Annotated in this window: 19 protein-coding genes; 18 read left to right on the plus strand and 1 reads right to left on the minus strand. The window is 39.6% G+C overall.

Going from position 1 to position 19,800, the window contains the following annotated elements; translation table 11 throughout:
* Positions 1 to 530: 530 nt before the first annotated feature.
* On the plus strand, positions 531 to 959 hold the full coding sequence (locus IIC38_08835; GenBank protein MCH8126051.1) for a hypothetical protein: 429 nt from the start codon (positions 531 to 533) through the stop codon (positions 957 to 959).
* Between the two features lie 25 nt (positions 960 to 984).
* Here IIC38_08835 and IIC38_08840 read toward each other — a convergent pair whose 3' ends face one another.
* Complete coding sequence (locus IIC38_08840; GenBank protein MCH8126052.1) at positions 985 to 1,143, minus strand: hypothetical protein; 159 nt, start codon at positions 1,141 to 1,143, stop codon at positions 985 to 987.
* 214 nt (positions 1,144 to 1,357) lie between these two features.
* Between IIC38_08840 and IIC38_08845 the strand changes: the two genes are divergently transcribed.
* The 17 genes from IIC38_08845 (at position 1,358) to IIC38_08925 (ending at position 19,620) form a co-directional block, all read left to right on the plus strand.
* The gene (locus IIC38_08845; GenBank protein MCH8126053.1) at positions 1,358 to 2,443 is read left to right on the plus strand and encodes an acyl-ACP desaturase; all 1,086 of its coding nucleotides are present in this window, start codon (positions 1,358 to 1,360) and stop codon (positions 2,441 to 2,443) included.
* A gap of 598 nt (positions 2,444 to 3,041) precedes the next feature.
* Complete coding sequence (locus IIC38_08850) at positions 3,042 to 3,935, plus strand: ABC transporter ATP-binding protein (protein ID MCH8126054.1); 894 nt, start codon at positions 3,042 to 3,044, stop codon at positions 3,933 to 3,935.
* Between the two features lie 3 nt (positions 3,936 to 3,938).
* Positions 3,939 to 4,742 (plus strand): ABC transporter permease subunit, encoded by an 804-nt coding sequence (locus IIC38_08855; protein ID MCH8126055.1) that lies wholly within the window; start codon positions 3,939 to 3,941, stop codon positions 4,740 to 4,742.
* Positions 4,743 to 4,831: 89 nt separating this feature from the next.
* The gene (locus IIC38_08860) at positions 4,832 to 5,098 is read left to right on the plus strand and encodes a DUF2277 domain-containing protein (GenBank protein MCH8126056.1); all 267 of its coding nucleotides are present in this window, start codon (positions 4,832 to 4,834) and stop codon (positions 5,096 to 5,098) included.
* A 523-nt stretch (positions 5,099 to 5,621) separates the two neighbouring features.
* The gene (locus IIC38_08865) at positions 5,622 to 6,380 is read left to right on the plus strand and encodes an SCO family protein (GenBank protein ID MCH8126057.1); all 759 of its coding nucleotides are present in this window, start codon (positions 5,622 to 5,624) and stop codon (positions 6,378 to 6,380) included.
* Positions 6,381 to 8,024 (plus strand): cytochrome c oxidase subunit I, encoded by a 1,644-nt coding sequence (ctaD, locus tag IIC38_08870; GenBank protein MCH8126058.1) that lies wholly within the window; start codon positions 6,381 to 6,383, stop codon positions 8,022 to 8,024.
* A 5-nt stretch (positions 8,025 to 8,029) separates the two neighbouring features.
* The gene (locus IIC38_08875) at positions 8,030 to 8,821 is read left to right on the plus strand and encodes a cytochrome c oxidase subunit 3 (protein MCH8126059.1); all 792 of its coding nucleotides are present in this window, start codon (positions 8,030 to 8,032) and stop codon (positions 8,819 to 8,821) included.
* 9 nt (positions 8,822 to 8,830) lie between these two features.
* Positions 8,831 to 9,136: a cytochrome C oxidase subunit IV family protein gene (locus tag IIC38_08880; GenBank protein MCH8126060.1), complete on the plus strand. Its 306-nt coding sequence runs from the start codon at positions 8,831 to 8,833 to the stop codon at positions 9,134 to 9,136.
* 22 nt (positions 9,137 to 9,158) lie between these two features.
* Complete coding sequence (gene coxB, locus IIC38_08885; GenBank protein MCH8126061.1) at positions 9,159 to 10,106, plus strand: cytochrome c oxidase subunit II; 948 nt, start codon at positions 9,159 to 9,161, stop codon at positions 10,104 to 10,106.
* Between the two features lie 16 nt (positions 10,107 to 10,122).
* Positions 10,123 to 10,986 carry a protoheme IX farnesyltransferase gene (locus IIC38_08890; protein ID MCH8126062.1) on the plus strand — a complete coding sequence of 288 codons (864 nt, stop codon included), beginning with the start codon at positions 10,123 to 10,125 and terminating at the stop codon, positions 10,984 to 10,986.
* 79 nt (positions 10,987 to 11,065) lie between these two features.
* Positions 11,066 to 12,352 carry a c-type cytochrome gene (locus IIC38_08895; GenBank protein ID MCH8126063.1) on the plus strand — a complete coding sequence of 429 codons (1,287 nt, stop codon included), beginning with the start codon at positions 11,066 to 11,068 and terminating at the stop codon, positions 12,350 to 12,352.
* Between the two features lie 48 nt (positions 12,353 to 12,400).
* Positions 12,401 to 12,913 (plus strand): cytochrome c3 family protein, encoded by a 513-nt coding sequence (locus IIC38_08900; protein MCH8126064.1) that lies wholly within the window; start codon positions 12,401 to 12,403, stop codon positions 12,911 to 12,913.
* Between the two features lie 21 nt (positions 12,914 to 12,934).
* On the plus strand, positions 12,935 to 15,778 hold the full coding sequence (locus IIC38_08905; GenBank protein ID MCH8126065.1) for a molybdopterin-dependent oxidoreductase: 2,844 nt from the start codon (positions 12,935 to 12,937) through the stop codon (positions 15,776 to 15,778).
* Between the two features lie 22 nt (positions 15,779 to 15,800).
* A complete protein-coding gene (gene nrfD, locus IIC38_08910) occupies positions 15,801 to 17,132 on the plus strand; it encodes a polysulfide reductase NrfD (protein MCH8126066.1) in 1,332 nt (443 codons plus the stop codon).
* Positions 17,129 to 17,632 (plus strand): DUF3341 domain-containing protein, encoded by a 504-nt coding sequence (locus IIC38_08915; protein MCH8126067.1) that lies wholly within the window; start codon positions 17,129 to 17,131, stop codon positions 17,630 to 17,632. The genes nrfD (IIC38_08910) and IIC38_08915 overlap by 4 nt, the downstream gene beginning before the upstream one ends.
* Complete coding sequence (gene nrfD / locus IIC38_08920; GenBank protein MCH8126068.1) at positions 17,622 to 18,836, plus strand: polysulfide reductase NrfD; 1,215 nt, start codon at positions 17,622 to 17,624, stop codon at positions 18,834 to 18,836. Before IIC38_08915 ends, nrfD (IIC38_08920) begins: the two co-directional genes overlap by 11 nt.
* 181 nt (positions 18,837 to 19,017) lie before the next feature.
* Entirely contained in the window at positions 19,018 to 19,620 is a 603-nt protein-coding gene (locus IIC38_08925; GenBank protein MCH8126069.1) for a polyisoprenoid-binding protein, read from the plus strand.
* Positions 19,621 to 19,800: the final 180 nt, after the last annotated feature.

The raw sequence follows: 19,800 nt of genomic DNA on the forward strand, positions 1-19,800 counted from the left end.
GTATTAATTGAATTCTTACACTCACGATTCGCTAGATGGCGGAACAATAAAAAGACTGAACGTTACAACAAGATAAATAATGATAAGAGAAAATTATGAATCCTCTACGAGGATTGAAAACGTTTAGCGATCCTATATCTACAATAATATAACCTCTACGAGGTTATTTATAATCAAGTAATTCCAATGTTTTAGCAGGGACTGAACAAAAATTATCGAGATGTAGCCACAGGCAAAGAATTCAGCTGATATTCAATAAGTTTCTAAATTCAGTATCTACACTCATAATAGTTTTCTTTTAGTCGTGTCCGTTTAGTTTTGCTTTAGCAGGGGTACTCACACTATTGAATTTTTTTGCTTGACTTCTGCAAACCTAAATGTACCTTAAAAATGTAGAATAATTTGTTAACAACGATAAATTCTCAACAGAGGAATTTGAAATGAACCATCCAACCATTTCCCAGTCTGTGCGGGCATTTATGTCGCTATCTAAAAGGTTGCGTTGTATGTATTTATTGTGGGTGCCCGTCTTGCTCGTATCACAACCTGAAAAAGCAAATGCCTGCGATCCGAACTGTGATGGTTTTTTGTTTTTAACCTTCGGCACGCCTGCGGCTTTGGGAACTACACTTATTGCTCCGCTTATGGGGCTTGCTCTAGATCGCAAGCCGCATTCGCCATATTGGCCGGCCGTTGGATTTACGGCCTTGGCGGCAGGAGTTGGGTGGGGAATTGGTGCTGCTGCCACACTTCCGACAGGTGAGCAGGTTGATAACAATGGATTGTTGGCTTTGGCTGCCCTGCCAGTCGCAATGGGGTCAGTTGCCACATTTCTTGTTTACCGCCATTGGTCCCGTCGAACGGATAAGAATTCAAGCACGTTGTGGCACCATGGCCCCCGGATTTCGGTGGCGCCCGTCGTTCGCGGTGGTTTGATTAAACTTAACTGGCACTTCTAATTGCGCTTTTCATTTTGGAAGATGATTACCAGGGCGGCAGAAGTGTTCGCAGCCCGGTGGACCGGATAAAAAATAATATTTTACGAACCGGTTTAAATGAGTCGCCATACATGAAAAAAATAAAAAAATAATCAAAAAATGTTCTGCAACCCGTTTTCGCGTAAACACCCTTGCTTTTCGCCATACCATAATTTGCATAAGTCTAAAAAAGGATCTACTATGTGACACAAGAATGTCTGTTTTACCCATTATTTTCAATGCAGAATTCTATACCTGTGGCGCCATCTTAAAAACGAATTGGAACAGCTCATTTTATTTCATTTTTTTCTTGACTTCTACAGACATGAAGAGTACCTTATGTGCTTTTTGTAACATACTATTAAGGAGCAAACATGGTAATGCCAAAAATTGAAGAGACAATCGTCAAAGAAATTGAAGAGCAGCGTCCCAGTATCCCTGCCGGACTGCTAAGTCGGCGGGAGAAAGATACACTTATTGAACGTAGTGTCAGAGGCTTATATCGTTGGTATACCTCGCGCTCACAAGCGAACCGAAATTGGCATCCGGACTCATTCAACTGGCGTGATTTGCGCACCAATCACACACCTGAGTTGAATTCCATTATCGAGGGGTTCTTTGCAGTCGAACAGTATGCGCCTGACTATGCCAGTAAAATCACCCATTTGATGCGCAAAAGTTATGGCCGCGCACAATTCCAACTCCGTTGGGGCGCCGAAGAAGAAAAGCATTCCGACATGTGGCTAAACACCATGTTATTCATGCGTTTCCGAACACCGAAATGGATTAACGATTACATGCACTTCTTGCGCAATGGGGAGTGGCAGCTGCCCTGGGATGACTCTCTCCACATGGCTTTCTACGTTGTCATCCAGGAGCGGGCTACGCAAATTAATTACCTTAATCTGGCAGTGATTGCCAAGAGCAATGGTGTCAAGCCGGGGTTTACAGATGCAATTGATCCGGTGTTGGTCGATGTATCACAAACGATAGCCCGGGATGAAGCAGCCCATTACAATTTCTTTCTCGAAATTGCCCGCCTTTATCTGTACTACTATCCGGCCCAGACAATTGAAGCGTTGCACGATGTTATTAATCACTTCGCGATGCCTGTATTGGACCTCCTTCCTGACGGGGCGAAATTTTCCGAGGAACTTTACCGCAGCGCTATATACGGCCCACGAGATTATGCACGCGATGTTCTCCAGGTTGCCCTCAAAAATCTCGGTATCGCTAATCGAAAAGCGGTTGAGAATGGTGTCAGGCGTTCCCGGCAGGCGCCAGATCCCGATGGTAATATGCGCGACACGGCGATCTTCGATGCTCTTGACTATGAAGCTGTGGAGTTATCTGTCAAGCGGTTATTTAGTCGCGTAAACAAGTATGAAGAAGAATTCGGCCTGGCGGAGATTGACCCGATACAATTTGTTCCAAGCGGTCTTGCCGGAAACGGGGTAAAAACGTAAAAACCTATCGTCATAAGGAATAGCGCTGACCTCGCGCTAAATATTCAGTACCCGCATGTTAGGCTTGTCAGCTTACAAGCCATTCCACCGGATAGCTTAAGTCCGGTTTTGGTTGTGTGAGTGACATAAAGTTGGTTTGCTATTGCGGCCACTTGTGGCAGCTAATAACTTGGCTTCGTCTTAAGGTAGTGTTATATGTATAGGTAGCCTTAAATGACAGTTTTATAAACTCATGAACTTATTCTGCAACAGCTCAAAGCCAAAAACTTCGTGGCTACGAGGAAGCTGGCGCTGACCGAATAAAGAATTGTCAAAAAACCCTGAGGTCTCGGAGATCTTGGGGTTTTAAACTTCGTCTACCGTTCGAGCGAGATTTGGTATTAATTATAATACTTCGCAAGCTTCTTCAAAAATCGCCAGGAACGCCGATCCTACATGAACTAAAAGGTCATGCCAAAAGTTCTGTGTATGTTATTTTGAGAATCTGGTTGTTCTCATGTGATACCCTTAAAAAACCAACTTATCATTGATAGTATCTCCGCAAAGTTGTAGCTTATCCTAAAATTATCCTCTCACTTTATGATCATTTTATGTGGCAATGGATTCTCCTACTATCATTTCAGTAAGCAATCTAACGAAATATTACGGCACTACACTCGGTGTTAAAAATATCAATTTTACTGTGAACCAGGGTGAAATTTTCGGATTCCTTGGCCCGAATGGCGCAGGCAAAACCACCACCATTCGAATGTTGCTCGATTTGTTAAGACCTTCATCCGGCCAAATAAACATATTTGGACAGGAGATTTATACCCATTCACTCGAGATCCGGAAAAGGTGCGGGTATTTACCCGGCAGTTTTTCCGCTTATGGCAATATGAGCGGAACGGATTTTCTGCATTTCGCCGCTTCCATGCGAAAGACTGAACCTAAATTACAGAAAAGTTTGATAGACCGATTTCAACTTTTACAGGAAGATCTTTCGCAAAAAGTCAAACATTTATCGCACGGAACCCTGCAAAAATTAGGCATTATTCAGGCATTTTTTCATCAGCCGGAATTATTCATTCTCGATGAACCCACCATTGGTCTCGATCCTCTCATGCAAGAGGAATTTTACCGGCTTTTACACGAAATGCAAAATGAAGGGAAAACCATTTTCTTTTCCTCTCACAATCTTCCGGAAGTCGAAAAAGTTTGCCACCGGATCGCGATCATCCGGGAAGGTGAATTGGTTGCGCTGGAAACATTGGAGGGATTGAAAAAGAAAAAATTGAAACGATTACACTTCACACTGAGTCGACCTGTTCCCGGTTTAGATTTACCCGGGGCTAATTTAGTGGATCAAAAAGATTTAAGCTATGAATACCTGGTCGAAGGTGATATTCAAACTTTACTGCAGCGACTGTCAAAATTACCTATCGAAGATTTAACCTTGCCGGAACCGGATTTGGAAGAAGTGTTTATGGCCTACTATCGTAAAAAAAAGTAAGATATGTCCTATTTTTATTTCATCTGGAAATCCCATCGCAGCTTCTTGCTGTTTAGCCTGATCACCCTCTCACTATTTCAGTTCATAATCCTGAAATTTGTTACAACCATCGATTATTCATCCATTATCACGTTACTTTTGGAACAGCTTCCTGAGAATATACAGGCGCTATTTAGCGAGGATTTTATTTCTATGTTAACGGTTGAAGGCGCCGCAGCTTTCGGATTCAACCATCCCATGGTCCTGGTCATCTTGTCCATGGCCGCAATTACGATCCCAAGCCGTCATATTGCCGGAGAGGCCGAAACCGGAACGTTAGAACTGCTCTTGTCTTTTCCGGTAAAGAGGATTTGGCTTCTTTTGAATCTATGGTTCACATCGGTTTTCTTCCTGTTTTTCATTATTTTTTGCGCTTTGTGTTCTTCACTATTTGCCATTAATATTTTTCACCAGTTGTCATTTGAATTTTTTGTTAGTATGCTTAAGATCGCCTGTAATCTTTGGCTGCTGTTTGTATTCATAATGAGTTTGACGATGGTGTTATCTTCATTTGAAAAAGAAGGAAATAAAGTTGGCATTAGAGTAGCAGGCATTACCCTAATCTTTTACGTGTTACATTATATAAGCTCATTGTGGAATGCGATCAGATTCATCAAACCGTTTAATATCTTTACTTATTACCAGCCGGAAAACCTCATAACCGGCCAACGAAGTTTTTTACTGAATGTTACGGTTTTGTTTTCGATCATTCTTATCAGTTTATTTTTAAGCATGTTCCAATTTAATCGAAGAGATATACCGGGGTAATGTGTGTTACCAATCTTATAGGAGTGAAATATTGAAATCTTTAGTTAAGCGCTGATGACATTAAATGCAAATATCAGCAATGATATTCTATGTGCCGGAACATAAAAGTATTATTTAACTTTGATCCACCCGCAACCGATGAAGAAATTTACGCATCTTCCCTGCAGTTTGTTCGAAAGCTGAGTGGTTTTACCAAGCCATCGAAAGCGAATGAAGCTGCATTCAAACTTGCTATTGGAGAAGTAACACAAGTTGCCCGCAAGTTGATAGACTCACTTTCCACGAATGCGCTTCCACGTAGCCGGGAAATCGAAATTGCTAAGGCTCGTGCGCGTACCGCCAAACGATTCGGATAGTTCCGACGTAGTCCACTGAAGTCTGAACCATAGATTGCATGACATGCAGGAATGACAGCGTTAATAATTCATGTTCTTTTTCTGCAGAAGTCCGTCAAGAGGGGAACAAATTGTAGACTTTTCCACAATTCCTACCAGGGAGGACGAAATTGTAACCAGACATTCATGTCGGTTTATTTGCCGGTTGCCTGTGGTCCGGTATCTAGTATTGGTTAACCACTCAGGAATGCTTATTGTGGCTGAATAGAGTGGCAATCCTATAGTAATTTACTCTAATTGATTCACGGATCATTGTTCATTGATCATTGTTCATTGGAAAATCTCCAGTCTCTTAATTTTTTATTTACAGACATTTTTACGCTGCTTATTCTTTGCATCCATATTGATTATTAGATATATTCTAGGGCTTTTCAAGCTAAGTTAGCGCTTCACTTTACATATAATCATTTTATTTGGATAAAGTTATAAAATGAAATATTCTCCGGGTATGTTGGGTTTAATACGACTTTTGGGGATAATCTCTATGAACCTTTTAATAGTTAATCCTGGATTTACTCAACCAGATTTAGAATCGACTCATATCGGCATGGATGAAAAGTTAGGTGAATTTATCCCGCTCGAATTAGCCTTTTTTGACGAGAATGGAGATTCTGTTCGCCTGGGTGATTTTATAGATAAACCGACTATCCTTGCATTTGTTTATTACGATTGCCCGGGAATTTGCACTCCCTTGTTAAATGGACTGGTTGACGTATTGCAAAAATATGACGGTTTGCCCGGGAAAGATTATTCAATTGTCACGATTAGTATTAATGAACTCGACAATCCGGCAGGCGCTACTCTGAAAAAGGAAAATTATTTGGCTTCATTTAAAACGGAATTTCCGGAAAATGAATGGCATTTCCTAACCGGTGATACCGCATCCATTGCTGCGATTACAAATGCTGTCGGGTTTAGGTATGAACGCAAGGGGATTGATTTTATCCATCCCGGGTTATTGACAATTCTTGCCGCCGACGGAAAAATAATACGCTATTTATTCGGCATCACTTTTAATCAGTTTGATTTAAAGATGGCCTTAATTGAAGCGATCGAGGGGAGGCCTGGTCCGACCATTGCAAAAATATTACAACTTTGCTTCAGCTATGATCCTGATGGCAGAAAGTATGCTTTTAATTTTTTAAGAGTTACCGGCACCGTTGTTTTGTTTTTTGTCTTGATCTTTGTCGGTTATCTTGTTGTTAGCTCCAAATTACGCAAAGCACAGATAGGGGTTAAATAAATGGAAGCAGAAGTATTGGTTGAAGAAAACAAACAAGGGAATTCCCCTTCCGCAATACCAAGCTATTTGGAGCATAAAGGAAGATTCAGGGGAATTTGGTCCTGGCTTCTTACAACCGACCATAAACGTATCTCCATTCTCTATCTTGTATCCATTCTGACATTTTTTGCCGTTGGATCTATTTTTGGTTTTTTTATGCGGCTGGAGCAGATGACTACCGGGCCAACCATCATGGAACCCCAGACCTACAATGCTTTTTTCACACTGCATGGCGTAATGATGATATTCTTGTTTATCATTCCGGGAATCCCTGCGGCTTTTGGTAATTTTATTCTTCCCATTCACATCGGCGCTGAAGATGTGGCATTCCCGCGATTAAACTTAATGTCATGGTATTTGTATATTTCCGGGGCAATATTAGCGCTTACTTCTCTCTTTGTGGGTGGTTTAATAGATACCGGCTGGACGTTCTATGTGCCATATAGTTTACGCACCGGCACGAACGTATCATTGGCATTATTTGGGGTTTTCCTCCTGGGATTTTCTTCCATACTAACAGGTTTAAATTTTATTACCACGATTCACCGGCTCCGTGCGCCCGAAATGGGTTGGTTTAATATGCCCTTATTTGTCTGGTCATTATATGCTACCGGTTGGATTCAAGTTATAGCAACACCAATCATTGGAATTACGGGATTATTGGTCATTGCTGAGAGACTGTTTGGGATTGGTATATTTGATCCGAGCAAGGGTGGCGATCCGGTTTTATTCCAGCACCTGTTTTGGATCTACTCGCATCCGGCAGTTTATATCATGATCTTACCGGCAATGGGTGTGATTTCTGAAGTCATTCCTGCATTTGCCAGGCGAACGATTTTCGGATATAAATTTATTGCTTATTCAAGTATCGCAATAGCCTCGGTTGGTTCTTTGGTCTGGGGCCACCATCTTTATGTTTCCGGTCAGAGTTACACTGCCAGTGTGGTGTTTTCTCTACTCACCTTTTTAGTTGCGATCCCCAGTGCCATCAAGATATTTAACTGGGTAAGTACGTTGTACAAAGGCTCTATTGATCTTTCAACGCCAATGCTGTACGCCCTGGCTTTTATTTTCTTATTTATGATCGGCGGATTAACCGGTTTAATGCTTGGGACGCTTTCTGTTGATGTTCATCTGCATGACACCTATTTTGTAGTTGCTCACTTTCATTATGTTATGTTTGGTGGAACCGGTTTTGGACTTTTTGCCGCGCTTCATTATTGGTTTCCAAAAATGACAGGTAGAATGTATAATGAACGTATCGCAAAAATTGCATGGGCTCTGTTGGTCATTGGTTTTAACGGTCTTTATTTTACCATGCTGGTTTTGGGTTACCAGGGTATGCCGCGACGTTACTATGACCATCTTCCGGAATTTCATGAGGGACACATCATAGCAACCGTAGGTTCCTGGATTCTGGTTTCAGGAATTTTTCTAATGCTTGGCAATATCCTATACGCTTTGTTTAAAGGCCGCAAAGCCGGGCAAAACCCCTGGAAAGCAACTACATTGGAATGGCAGGTTCCAACACCGCCGCCATTGTTGAATTTTGTGACAAAACCCAATATACCCGAAGATCCCTATGATCATAAATTTAGGTTTTAAAAGTGATGACAAGTACAGCAGCAACAGCAAAAGTCGAATTTCATGAGCATCACGATTATACCGGCGGAAAGATCGGCATGTGGTTGTTTTTGTTTACCGAATTGCTATTATTCGGCGGTATGTTTATTGTTTATGCAGTTTATCGATATCAGTATCCCCAGGAATTTCACCAGGCTGCCATGGAATTAAATACCCTGCTAGGCACAATTAATACAATTGTATTGCTTACCAGTAGTTTGTCAATGGCATTATCCATTGCAACTTTACAAAGAGGTAAAAGAAAAGTTTCTTTGGCATTCCTTTCCTTTACGATTTTTTGCGCCCTGGTATTTCTGGTCAATAAGTATTTTGAATGGAGCGATAAAATCCACCATGGCATATATCCAAATTCCGAAGAGTTATTGAATTTTGAAAAAGGTGAAGTTCTCTTTTTTGGATTGTACTACATGATGACCGGCCTTCATGGTATCCATGTTTTGGCAGGAGCTATTATCCTTTCGATAATGGCTTATTTTATCGCCAAACGGCCGAGCGAAAAATATTATTTCTATCCTGAAAAACTAAAAGATTTACAGGGTTCAAAACTTGTGATCATAAATCAAAAGGGTGAAGAAATATGGAACGGCGCAACCATTAATGAATCCGTCGATCAGTTTTCAGTGAATATTAAAAGACCGTTAACTGACAAATATATTGACAAAAACAATATCGGAAAGTTAGAGAACAGCGGATTATATTGGCATCTTGTAGATGTCATTTGGATATTTCTGTTTCCATTATTTTATTTGATTACTTGAGGTTTCGGAATGTCAAATCATCACGAGCAAGAGCAGCATTTAATTAGTTATAGCACCTATTTTTTGATTTGGCTTGGATTATTGGCTTTAACGGGTGTTACAGTAGCAGTGGCAGGATTTAAATTCAAAAATTTAAGTGTTGTTGTTGCTTTAGTAATCGCTTCGATTAAATCGATATTGGTTTTTAATTATTTTATGCATCTTAAGTATGAGGAAGCTTTTTTTCGGGTTATGTTATTTGTCACACTCACCTTTTTCGTTATATTTATTACGTTAACTTTTTTCGATTATTCTTTCAGAGGTATAATTTTTTAGTTTATCAGTTTAAGGGTTTAGGATGTTGACAACCGCAGGAAATTTTGCAGAGAATGTAGATAATGTATTTATTTTAATTCTAGTTATATCACTGGTCTTATTGGTAGGAATAACCGGGTTGATGATTTATTTTGTCATCCGGTACAATAGCAAACGGAATCCAAACCCGACAGATATTCATGGACATGCTTTGCTGGAAATCTTATGGACTGTAATTCCGACATTGCTGGTTTTGGGAATGTTCTATTTTGGCTGGATCAATTTTAGGGACATGCGGGATGTTCCCGAAGATGCTTTGGAAATTAACGTTACTGCACAAATGTGGGCCTGGGCTTATCATTACGAGAATGGTGCAAGTGCGGACACTTTATATGTCCCGGTCAATCAAAATATTAAATTAAATCTGCATTCGAGAGATGTGCTCCATAGTTATTATATACCCGCATTTCGTCTTAAGTTTGATGTCGTACCGGGTACAGATCAATATCTTTGGTTTAAACCGGATAGAGTCGGACGGTTTAATGTTTTGTGTGCGGAATATTGTGGATTGCAGCATTCTTATATGTTTTCTTCCATTGTAGTTTTGTCGGAAGAGGAGTATAATACCTGGTATAACAAAAATGCTCAAACTGCAGATATGACTGATGAAGATTCAAAAGAAGATACTATCGGAAATGCTGCACGAGGTGCTCAATTGGTCAGGATTAACGGATGTCTTGCATGTCATTCCACGGACGGTACTAAGTTGGTAAGCAATAGCTTTAAAGGATTATACGGCAAGAAGACAATAGTTATAACCGATGGACAGGAAAGAGAACTTACTGCCTCGGATGATTATATTCGCAGGTCCATCCGCGACCCGGCTTCGGATTTGGCAAAAGGATTTTCTAATTTGATGCCTCCCCTGGGAGATAAACTTTCCGATGAGGATATTAATAATATCATTGCCTATCTAAAGGAAATTAAATAAACTTTATAATTTTCTAATGAATCAAAAAAAAATAAGAATTCTACTCGAACTCACCAAATTTAAGATTTCACTATTTTCATCCCTCACAGTCTCAGTTGGTTATATCTTGGCTACGGGATCGCTTACCCTGGAAACTTTTATTCCGACTTTCGGAATATTATTCTTAGCTTGTGGCTCATCTGCTTTGAACCACTACCAGGAGCGGAATACAGATAAATTGATGAAGAGGACCAAAGGCCGGCCTATCCCATCTGGGAGAATAGCAGCAGGTAAGGTGCTGACCGTCTCAATAATATTATGCTTTTTAGGTTTACTGATATTGTTCCTGGGAACGAATCAAACAGCTTTTTTACTTGGGCTATTTGCCTTGATGTGGTACAATGGCGTTTATACCAATCTAAAAAAAGTAACAGCTTTTGCAGTAGTTCCGGGCTCTTTGATTGGATCCATTCCACCGGCAATCGGTTGGAGTGCAGGGGGAGAAAGCCTGGCAGATCCGCAAATCTGGCCGGTGCTATTTTTCTTTTTTATTTGGCAGATCCCCCATTTTTGGTTGTTAATCTTACTTTATGGCGAACAATACGAAAATGCCGGGTTGCCTTCCATGACAAAATTGTTTTCAGTTCGCCAAATAAAACGACTGATATTCATATGGATTATCGCCACTGCAGTAACTTGTACCCTGTTTCCGTTTTTTGGTCTTGTGAAATTTTCCATCATAAATATTGCTCTTTATGGTCTTGCAATTTGGTTAATTTTTAAGTCATCCAGAATGTTTGGTGTGAATGCCGATAATTATTCCCCCGGTTCCGGATTTCGCGTGATAAATATTTATGCATTGTTGGTAATTATGTTAATTTCTATTGACAATTTAATTTAATAGCCTTATCATTCTTCCTTCTTAAATTTGGAAAGTAATTTGAATAATATTATTGGAGCTGCTTTAGGGAGTGCCTTATATGGATTTTCTTGATAATATGGCTCTTTATCCATCCTCAGAGCATATTGTCTTGCTCAAAGTAATTATCGGATTAATGTTACTTGTTCATATGCCCTATATCAGCATATTACTGGGTGGATCTCTGTTTTCATTATTTTTTAGTATGTTAGACAAACGCGAGCCGAATGCCACACATTTAAGATTTTCAAAAGATCTGATTCACTTAATTACCTCAAAAAAAAGCGCACCCATTTTATTAGGAGTATTGCCCTTACTCAGTCTTATTCTATCGTTTGCCCAATTGTATCAAGGATCAGACCTTAAAATTACACAATATTTATTAATTGTATCCTTGTTTTCAATCAGTGGTTTCATTTTACTTTACCTGTTTAAATCATCGTTCGAAAAGCGGGAACAACAGTTCTCAACCCATGTTTTATTGGGACTGGGTGTTTTCGTGGCTTTTATGGTTGGATATTTAATATTTTCCGCCACGACTTCTTTGATGTTTTTCCCGGAAAAATGGAATTTCGTTTATACTTCCTTCCCGATTTTTGTTTATGAGAATGAGTTGCCCCGCGCAGCCCTATTTTTATTTTTTACTTTCGCTTTTACAGCTGCCGCAATTCTGTATTTTTTCCTGAGTTGGCCCGGAAGAAAAGAGATTGATGCTACATATGGCGATTTCATTCGAAAATTTGGCGCTGTGGTTGGATTGATCTTTGTCCTGTTAATTCCGATTGTTGTTGTGTGGAATTTAATTACTTTCCCGGATGTTGCGGCTTCCGAATCGGTTTTTGCCGTCTGGGGAGTAACTTTATTATTGTTATTAATCACGGCAATCCTTTTCAATTCAATAATAAAATCGCAAAATAGAAAACTGGTTACTTCCACATTTATTTTGTTTTTGGTAACCTTTGGAGTTATGTCTGTTAACGATCGTATTGCAGCAGGGAATGCCCGCTATGAACAAGAAAAATTGTTGGCTGCAAAAGCTGATGAAATTCATCAGGAAATCCTGGCTGCACGTGCAGCGAAATCCGCAGCTGCAACACAAATAAATGGAGAGGAAATCTTCACTAATATTTGTACTGCCTGCCATCAATTTGATCAGCGGGTTGTAGGTCCTCCATACATGAGTGTTTTGGCAAAATATGAAAACGATAAAGATGCATTGGTGCAGTTTATCATGAATCCGTCCAAAATAGATACTGACTATCCGCCAATGCCAAACCAAAATTTAAGAAAGCCAGAAGCATCCGCGGTTGCGGATTACTTATTGCAAGAATATGTCAATCGGAAATGATAGAACCTGTTTGTTTGATGTATGCATAAGTGCCAATAGGAGATTATAGTGAAGAGTCGAATTATTAACACCGCTATTGTATTATATTTTGGCTTGATCTCTCTTATGGTGTTGGGTTTTGCAATTTATTGGCATGATTTTAAGAAAGCGCCGGTTCAACCCATCAACTTTAGCCATCAAATTCACGCAGGTCAGTTAGGTTTGCAATGCATATTTTGCCACACGACGGTTGAAAAATCGATTCGTGCTTCTGTTCCAACCATGTCAAAATGTATGGAATGTCACAAGGCAGTAGCTAAAGACAAAGAAGAAATAATAAAACTCACACGATATTGGGACAATAAAGAACTCATACCCTGGGAAAAAGTTTATTCTGTTCCGGAGCATGTTTATTTTTCCCATAAACGGCACATTAAAGCAGGTCTTGATTGCTCGAAATGTCATGGACAATTAGCAGCCATGCCAAGAGTTCGTCAAGTCACTTCGATAAGAATGGGATTTTGTATCGATTGCCATAAGGCGAAAGGTGTATCCCGCGATTGCTATATCTGCCATAAATAAGGATGTGATTAGGAGAAATTAATGCAAAGAAGGGATTTCATCAAAACTATAGGCGTTGCTTCCACTGCAACTATTGCGACGTCGTGCGGTCTGAATGATAATTCAAATAAATTGATCCCTTACCTGGTACCCCCTGATGAAGAAATTTTACCGGGAATGGCAATTTATAGAAGTAGTAGCTGTACGGAATGTTCGGCTGGATGTGGTATTTCAGCGAAAATTAGAGAGAAATTAGTCAATAACAAACACATTCGGGTTCCGATAAAATTAGAAGGCATCGATAACCATCCTGTAAACGATGGCGCATTATGCATCCGTGGGCAAGCCTCAATTATGAGGTTATACCATCCGAAACGGATTCAAACACCATTAATCAAAGATGAAAATGGAAACTTTGTTGAATCGACATGGGAAGATGCATTTGCCATAATCTCGAGAGAAATAGACTCTACAGAATTAAGCAACAAAAAAAATGTTTATCTTTCCAGGCGAAGAACCGGATCTCTTACGGAGCTGGTTGACAGCTTTTGCCGGAGAATGGGAATTGAGAAGCTTCCTGAATATGAATTCTATTCACATGCTAATATAAGAGAAGCCAATAAGATTCTCTTTAACCTGGATGAAATTCCATACTATCGTATTGAAGATTCTGATTTTCTAATATGCATTGGCGCAGATCTTTTCGAGACCTTCGTTTCCCCGGTTTCGTTTGCAAAACAATTCTCTCGTGCAAAAAAAACAGGGAATTTTGAATTTTATCAAGTTGAACCACATGTAAGCACAACAGGTTATCGGGCAAACCACCGGCTTACTGTCAAACCTGAAAGTGAAGTTTATTTACTGGCTTACTTACTAAGAAACCTCGGAAATAATAATAAAAACAGAATTGCAACTTCGATTTTAAATGCGCTTCCAAATTTATCCCTTGAAGAAACAGCCGAAAAGACCGGATTGACCGCCGATCAAATCAGTACTCTTACTCAAAAATTAGGCGATGCAAAAAATCCCCTAATAATTGCCGGTGGTGTTTCGACCAGCAGTAAGAACGGCCTGCATGTAGCTCTCATCGCGGGACTTATCCAATGGGCCTCCGGAATGATTGGCGCAAGAGTTGATTTTTCTCGGAGTGAGAATTACTCCGGAGTTGGAACACTGAAAGATATAGAGAATCTTACTTCCAGAATGAGTAAAGATGAAATTGGTGTACTCTTTCTTTCTGATGTAGACCCGATTCAGTCATTACCTGCCGGTATCGCTTTTAAGGAGAATCTAAAGAAAGCGAAATTTAAAGTAGCTTTTGCTCTTTTGCGCAATGACACAGTCAATGAATGCGATGTTGTGCTTCCGTTATCACATTCCTTGGAATCCTGGGGAGATACGGAAACACGAAAAGGAATTACGAATGTGATTCAGCCGGCTATCGAACCGTTGTATAACACGCTTTCAGAAGGTGATATTTTACTGCAATTGATGCTGCGAAAAATTGGGGTTTCGGAAGAACCGACTTTCCGGGAATATGTTTTAAAGAAATGGCGCCGGAAATTTAACCAGGCTGAAATTAAAGAGCTATTAAGTATTGGTTTCATCGAAGAAAACGTAAATACAAAACGAGTTCGACTAAACACAAATGCAGCTATTGCATCTATTAGGCGATCCGATTTATCTGAACCTGTTACCGGATCCGTGTTATTTGTGACGCCTTCTCTCAGAACTTATGATGGCCGCAGTCGTGATCTTCCGTTAATTGAAGAAATACCAGACCCTCTCAGTGCAGTTTCTTATGGACGATGGATTTCCTATCCATATAAAGCTGGCAAATCGATAAATCTAACGGATAGAGATGAAATCCAAATCAGTACTAGTGATTGGCAGTCTAAGCTACCGATTAAGCTCCAACCAGGGCTTAGCGACAATATTTTGATGGTTCAGCGAGACCTCGTAGGAGATGTACCTTTACAAATTACCGAAACGGGGGATTATGTTTGTTATGTTGAGAATATAACCGTTGAGGAAACAGGAGCTACCATTGCGTTCCCAATTCTGTCTGGTCAATCGTTAGATCACGAGATTGCTGCAAAACGCTACAATTTGCATGGTGGAAAAAAAGAACATAGCCCGGATGAGTATAAAGAAGAGAATAAGGGGGACGGTGAAGCGCCCTCAATGTATGAAGCTCATGTCCATAAAAATTATCGCTGGGCCATGGCTATTGATCTGGACCTTTGTACAGGGTGCAACGCTTGTGTTGCTGCGTGCTATATTGAAAATAATATTCCTATTGTTGGCGCTGTTGAACATCTAAAGGGTCGCGAAATGTCCTGGATAAGAATTGAAACAAAATATAGCCAGGATGATGATGCAACCTTTCAACCGATGTTATGCCAGCATTGTGGCAATGCCCCCTGTGAGCCTGTTTGTCCTGTTTATGCCACTTATCATAATGAGGATGGCCTGAACGCCCAGGTTTACAATCGTTGTGTAGGAACAAGATATTGTGCCAATAACTGTACATACAAGGTTCGAAGATTCAATTGGTTCGATCCGGTCTGGGAAGCACCCCTCGATCTGATGTTAAATCCTGATATTTTCAATCGGACCAAGGGAATCATGGAAAAATGTACGTTTTGTGTACAAAGAATCAGGACGGCTAAAGATCTTGCCAAAGATGATGACCGAAAAGTCGCCGATGGTGAAGTTCGTACTGCTTGTGAACAAACATGTCCGGCGAACGCCATTGTTTTTGGAAATCTTCTCGATTCTGAAAGCCAAGTCGCAAAACTCGCTGCAGACGGTCGAGGTTTTGTAGAGCTGGAGGATTTAAATACTAAACCAGCTGTGACTTATTTAAGAAAATCTGAATCTTAACTTAATATGGAATGATTGCTCGATGAGTAGTGAAACATTGACATATAAAAGGATTAACGAATCCGTAATTGGCATGCTTGACCCGCCGAAATTACCTTACTATGGTTTGATTGCAACATTTGTCACTATGGTGTTGATCGGAGCGAGTTGTTGGGCTTATCAAATCTACATGGGAATGGGAGTGGCCAGTATTAACAACCCGGTTGGCTGGGGAGTCTACATCACTGATTTTGTTTTCTGGGTTGGTATTGCGCATTCGGGAACTCTCATTTCAGCCATTTTGTTTCTGTTTCGAGCCAGGTGGAGAACCTCGATTTATCGTAGCGCTGAAGCAATGACAGTTTTTGCGGTGCTTACTGCAGGATTATTTCCGCTTATTCACCTGGGTCGAGTTTGGTTCGCTTATTGGTTATTTCCGTATCCCAATCAACGATTTTTGTGGCCAAATTTTAAATCCCCTTTGATTTGGGATGTATTAGCAATCAGCACGTATTTAGCAGTTAGCGCATTGTTTTTCTTTCTCGGATTGCTGCCCGATATAGCGGCTGTAAGAGATTCAGCAAAAGGTGTTCGAAAGAAAATCTATGGTATTTTGTCGCTTGGCTGGCAAGGAAGCCATAGACTGTGGCATCACTACGGCAGCGCCTACCTTTTCTTCGCTGGGCTTGCGACTCCATTGGTAATCTCAGTACATAGTGTTGTATCCTGGGATTTTGCAATGTCTATTGTCCCGGGCTGGCACAGTACTATTTTTGCTCCTTATTTTGTTGCCGGTGCAATCCATTCAGGGCTTGCTATGGTCATTATGCTTCTAATTCCAATTAGAAAGGTGTTTAAAACTGAGCACTTGATTACCATGTTAGACCTGGAAACCATGGCTAAAATGATTATATTAACCGGATCGATTGTTGGTTATTCTTACGGAGTGGAATTCTTTATAGCCTGGTACAGCGGCAATGAATACGAATATGAAATATTTCGGTGGCGGGCAACCGGTCATTACGCACCTGAATATTGGACAATGGTCATTTGTAATGCGATAATTCCGTTACTCTTCTTTTTTAAGAAAATTCGCACCAATTTAATAACTCTTTTGATTATAAGTATTTGCGTCAACATTGGTATGTGGTTTGAGCGCTATGTCATCATTGTAACTTCTTTGGCACATGAGTATATTCCATATGCATGGGGCAATTATTCGCCATCACTTATAGAATGGGGAATAACGTTAGGCTCTTTCGGGTGGTTTTTTATGTTTTTCTTTTCATTCATTAAATTATTGCCATCTGTTTCTATTATGGAAATGAAAGAGTTGATACCCCCTCCTATGAGAAATCGAGGTAACAATCAATGAAAAACGTTTCTCTTGTAGGAGTTTATTCCTACCTAGATGATGTACTTGATGGCATTAAAAAAGTTAAAGAAAAGCTGCCGGAAAGAATGGTGGTTTATTCGCCGATACCTAACCATCATATTGATGAAGCGATGGAAAAGAAAATCAGCAAAGTGAGATATTTTACCCTGTTCGGCGCTATAAGTGGTTGTGTTGGCGGGTTTGCCCTTGCCATATGGAGCTCATTAAAATATGGCTTAATAACAGGCGGCAAACAACCCGTGGAGATCACGCCGTTCGTTGTAGTAGGTTTTGAAATGGCAATTCTGTTAGGCGCTATATGTACTTTAATCGGTTTAGCATTTATGAACCATATAAACAGTTATAGAATTAAGAATACTTACGATGAAAGATTTTCGAATGATAAATACGGAATTGCCTTAACAGTTCTGGAATCTGAAAAGGAAGACTATGAAAGAATTTTGAATGCAACTGGTGCGGAGGAAGTAAATGTTCGATAAAGAAAATCTATATGCCGATGCAACCGCACATCAAGCAAAAGGAGTTTCATCAAAATGGCGTATGATCTTTGCTTTGCTGGCAGTTTTGGGTGGGGTTAGTTTTATAATGGGCATAATGAGTGAAAGTCCTGAACGTGCCTGGCAGGTTTACCTTGTTAACTTTCTCTACTTTACAGGCTTGGCGCAAGGAATGGTTGTTTTCGCCGTGATACTTCAAATGGCAAATGCCAGATGGGGCAGGGTTTTAAAACGCCTGGCAGAGCTTGGCGCTTATTTCTTACCGTTATCTTTGGTATTCCTTATTATTTTATATTTTGGTAGATTGCATCTGTTTTCCTGGATTGAACACCCGGTACCCATTCCCCAAAAACAATCCTGGCTTCAATTTCCCTTTTTATTTACCAGAGATTTTATTGGGTTTCTCATTTTAGCAGTTCTTAGTTTCGCTTTCTTGAAATTGTCAACCAGTGCCGATGGGAAAGATGGTGTTGAAATTGGTAAATTAGCTTTTGCAAAATCAACCAAAATTGCACCAGCCATTGTTATTAGTTACGCTTTGATTTATTCACTTATTGCGTTTGATTTAATTATGTCATTAGATCCGCATTGGTATAGCACTCTTTTTGGCGGTTACTATTTTATAACAACATTTTTAAGCGCTCTGTGCTGTTTAATGGTTATATCTGTATTGGCTAAAAAATATTTAAATATGGACCAATACATTACTTCTAATCAAACTTTTGATCTGGGTAAGTTGATGTTTGGATTTACTGTAATGTCTGGTTATTTATTTTGGTCTCAATTCCTGCCAATTTGGTATGGAAACCTTCCGGAAGAAACCGTATTTGTCATTTTACGTATTCGAACGAAGCCATGGAGCTACTTAGCTAAATTTGTTTTCGCTTTCGGGTTTATAATACCTTTTGTTCTATTACTAAGTCAAAGCCTCAAGAGAAAACCCAATTTAATTATTACGGTAGCTTTTATTACCTTAATTGGGTTATGGGGTGAAAGATTCTTACTAATTGTACCTTCAATTTGGCATGAACAGTCTATACCAATCGGTATTTCAGAAATTCTAATTAGCTTTGGATTTTTAGGAATATTTGGACTGGTGTATTTGTTTGCAATCCAAAGGCATGCAATATTGCCAATTAACGACCCATTTATGCATGAACACCTGGAAGGATATCCGAATCATTAGCAACGTTTCGGGTGCATCCAATATTTTCTAATATAATTGAGTTTACTCTAAAAACCGATTCAATCGCTTTTCTAAAAAATTTTGAAACATAATAACAAATACTTATGAGAGCGATGGAATCGGTATCCCACCTTTTTAGAATGAACTCATAATTATTTCATTAATTAAAAAGGAGAAAATAATGAAAAAAAGAAAACTAATTTTAGTTGCATTGTTTACAATATGGTCGACAGGATTAGTCATAGGAGCTGATAAATATACCATCGATAAAGCTCATACAAATGTACTTTTTTCTGTTAGGCATATGGTTATTTCTACAGTGCAAGGCAGATTCAACGAGTTTGAGGGTGTAATAAATTATGATGAAAAGGACATTATGAAATTTACCATTGAAGGTAAAATCAATGTAAATAGTATTGATACAAACAATGAAAGACGGGATGATGACCTCAAAAGTGATGGTTTTTTTGATGCTGAGAAATATCCCGAGATCCTATTTAAAACTACTAAGGTTGAAAAGCGAGATGACGATTATGTGGCTATTGGCAGCTTAACCATTAAGGATGTAACCAAAGAAGTTGAAATTCCCTTCGAGGTTTTGGGCAAAATACCAACCCGGCGGGGAGGATTTAAACTAGGTCTCCATGCTACTCTGGAAATCAACCGCAAAGATTTCAATGTTAAGTGGCACAGAACCCTGGACGGCGGTGGGTTGGTTGTTAGTGATATAGTAAAAATTGTGTTAAATATCGAGGCTAATTATAGGCCTCCACAGGAGGAATAATACTAATAATAACTTGATTTTGAAAAGGCAGGAACACAAATTGTTTCTGCCTTTTTTTTTATAATTACTTATCTATTATCTATGAGTCTACTCTAAAAACCGATGCAATCGCTTTTTCCAAAAGCAATGTTACATAAAAACAAATACTTATGAGAGCGATGGAATCGGTATCCCACCTTT

The sequence above is a fragment of the candidate division KSB1 bacterium genome, from assembly GCA_022566355.1.
Taxonomy (GTDB): Bacteria; Zhuqueibacterota; JdFR-76; order JdFR-76; family DREG01; genus JADFJB01.

Coding starts and splice junctions, on each gene's coding strand:
- ctaD (MCH8126058.1), top strand. CDS start 6,381: ATGGAAGCAGAAGTATTGGTTGAAGAAAACAAACAAGGGAATTCCCCT.
- IIC38_08875 (MCH8126059.1), top strand. CDS start 8,030: ATGACAAGTACAGCAGCAACAGCAAAAGTCGAATTTCATGAGCATCAC.
- IIC38_08880 (MCH8126060.1), top strand. CDS start 8,831: ATGTCAAATCATCACGAGCAAGAGCAGCATTTAATTAGTTATAGCACC.
- nrfD (MCH8126068.1), top strand. CDS start 17,622: ATGTTCGATAAAGAAAATCTATATGCCGATGCAACCGCACATCAAGCA.
- IIC38_08890 (MCH8126062.1), top strand. CDS start 10,123: ATGAATCAAAAAAAAATAAGAATTCTACTCGAACTCACCAAATTTAAG.
- IIC38_08840 (MCH8126052.1), bottom strand. CDS start 1,143: ATGGCGAAAAGCAAGGGTGTTTACGCGAAAACGGGTTGCAGAACATTT.
- IIC38_08855 (MCH8126055.1), top strand. CDS start 3,939: ATGTCCTATTTTTATTTCATCTGGAAATCCCATCGCAGCTTCTTGCTG.
- nrfD (MCH8126066.1), top strand. CDS start 15,801: ATGAGTAGTGAAACATTGACATATAAAAGGATTAACGAATCCGTAATT.
- IIC38_08865 (MCH8126057.1), top strand. CDS start 5,622: ATGAACCTTTTAATAGTTAATCCTGGATTTACTCAACCAGATTTAGAA.
- IIC38_08850 (MCH8126054.1), top strand. CDS start 3,042: ATGGATTCTCCTACTATCATTTCAGTAAGCAATCTAACGAAATATTAC.
- IIC38_08860 (MCH8126056.1), top strand. CDS start 4,832: ATGTGCCGGAACATAAAAGTATTATTTAACTTTGATCCACCCGCAACC.
- IIC38_08905 (MCH8126065.1), top strand. CDS start 12,935: ATGCAAAGAAGGGATTTCATCAAAACTATAGGCGTTGCTTCCACTGCA.
- IIC38_08925 (MCH8126069.1), top strand. CDS start 19,018: ATGAAAAAAAGAAAACTAATTTTAGTTGCATTGTTTACAATATGGTCG.
- IIC38_08915 (MCH8126067.1), top strand. CDS start 17,129: ATGAAAAACGTTTCTCTTGTAGGAGTTTATTCCTACCTAGATGATGTA.
- IIC38_08895 (MCH8126063.1), top strand. CDS start 11,066: ATGGATTTTCTTGATAATATGGCTCTTTATCCATCCTCAGAGCATATT.
- coxB (MCH8126061.1), top strand. CDS start 9,159: ATGTTGACAACCGCAGGAAATTTTGCAGAGAATGTAGATAATGTATTT.
- IIC38_08845 (MCH8126053.1), top strand. CDS start 1,358: ATGCCAAAAATTGAAGAGACAATCGTCAAAGAAATTGAAGAGCAGCGT.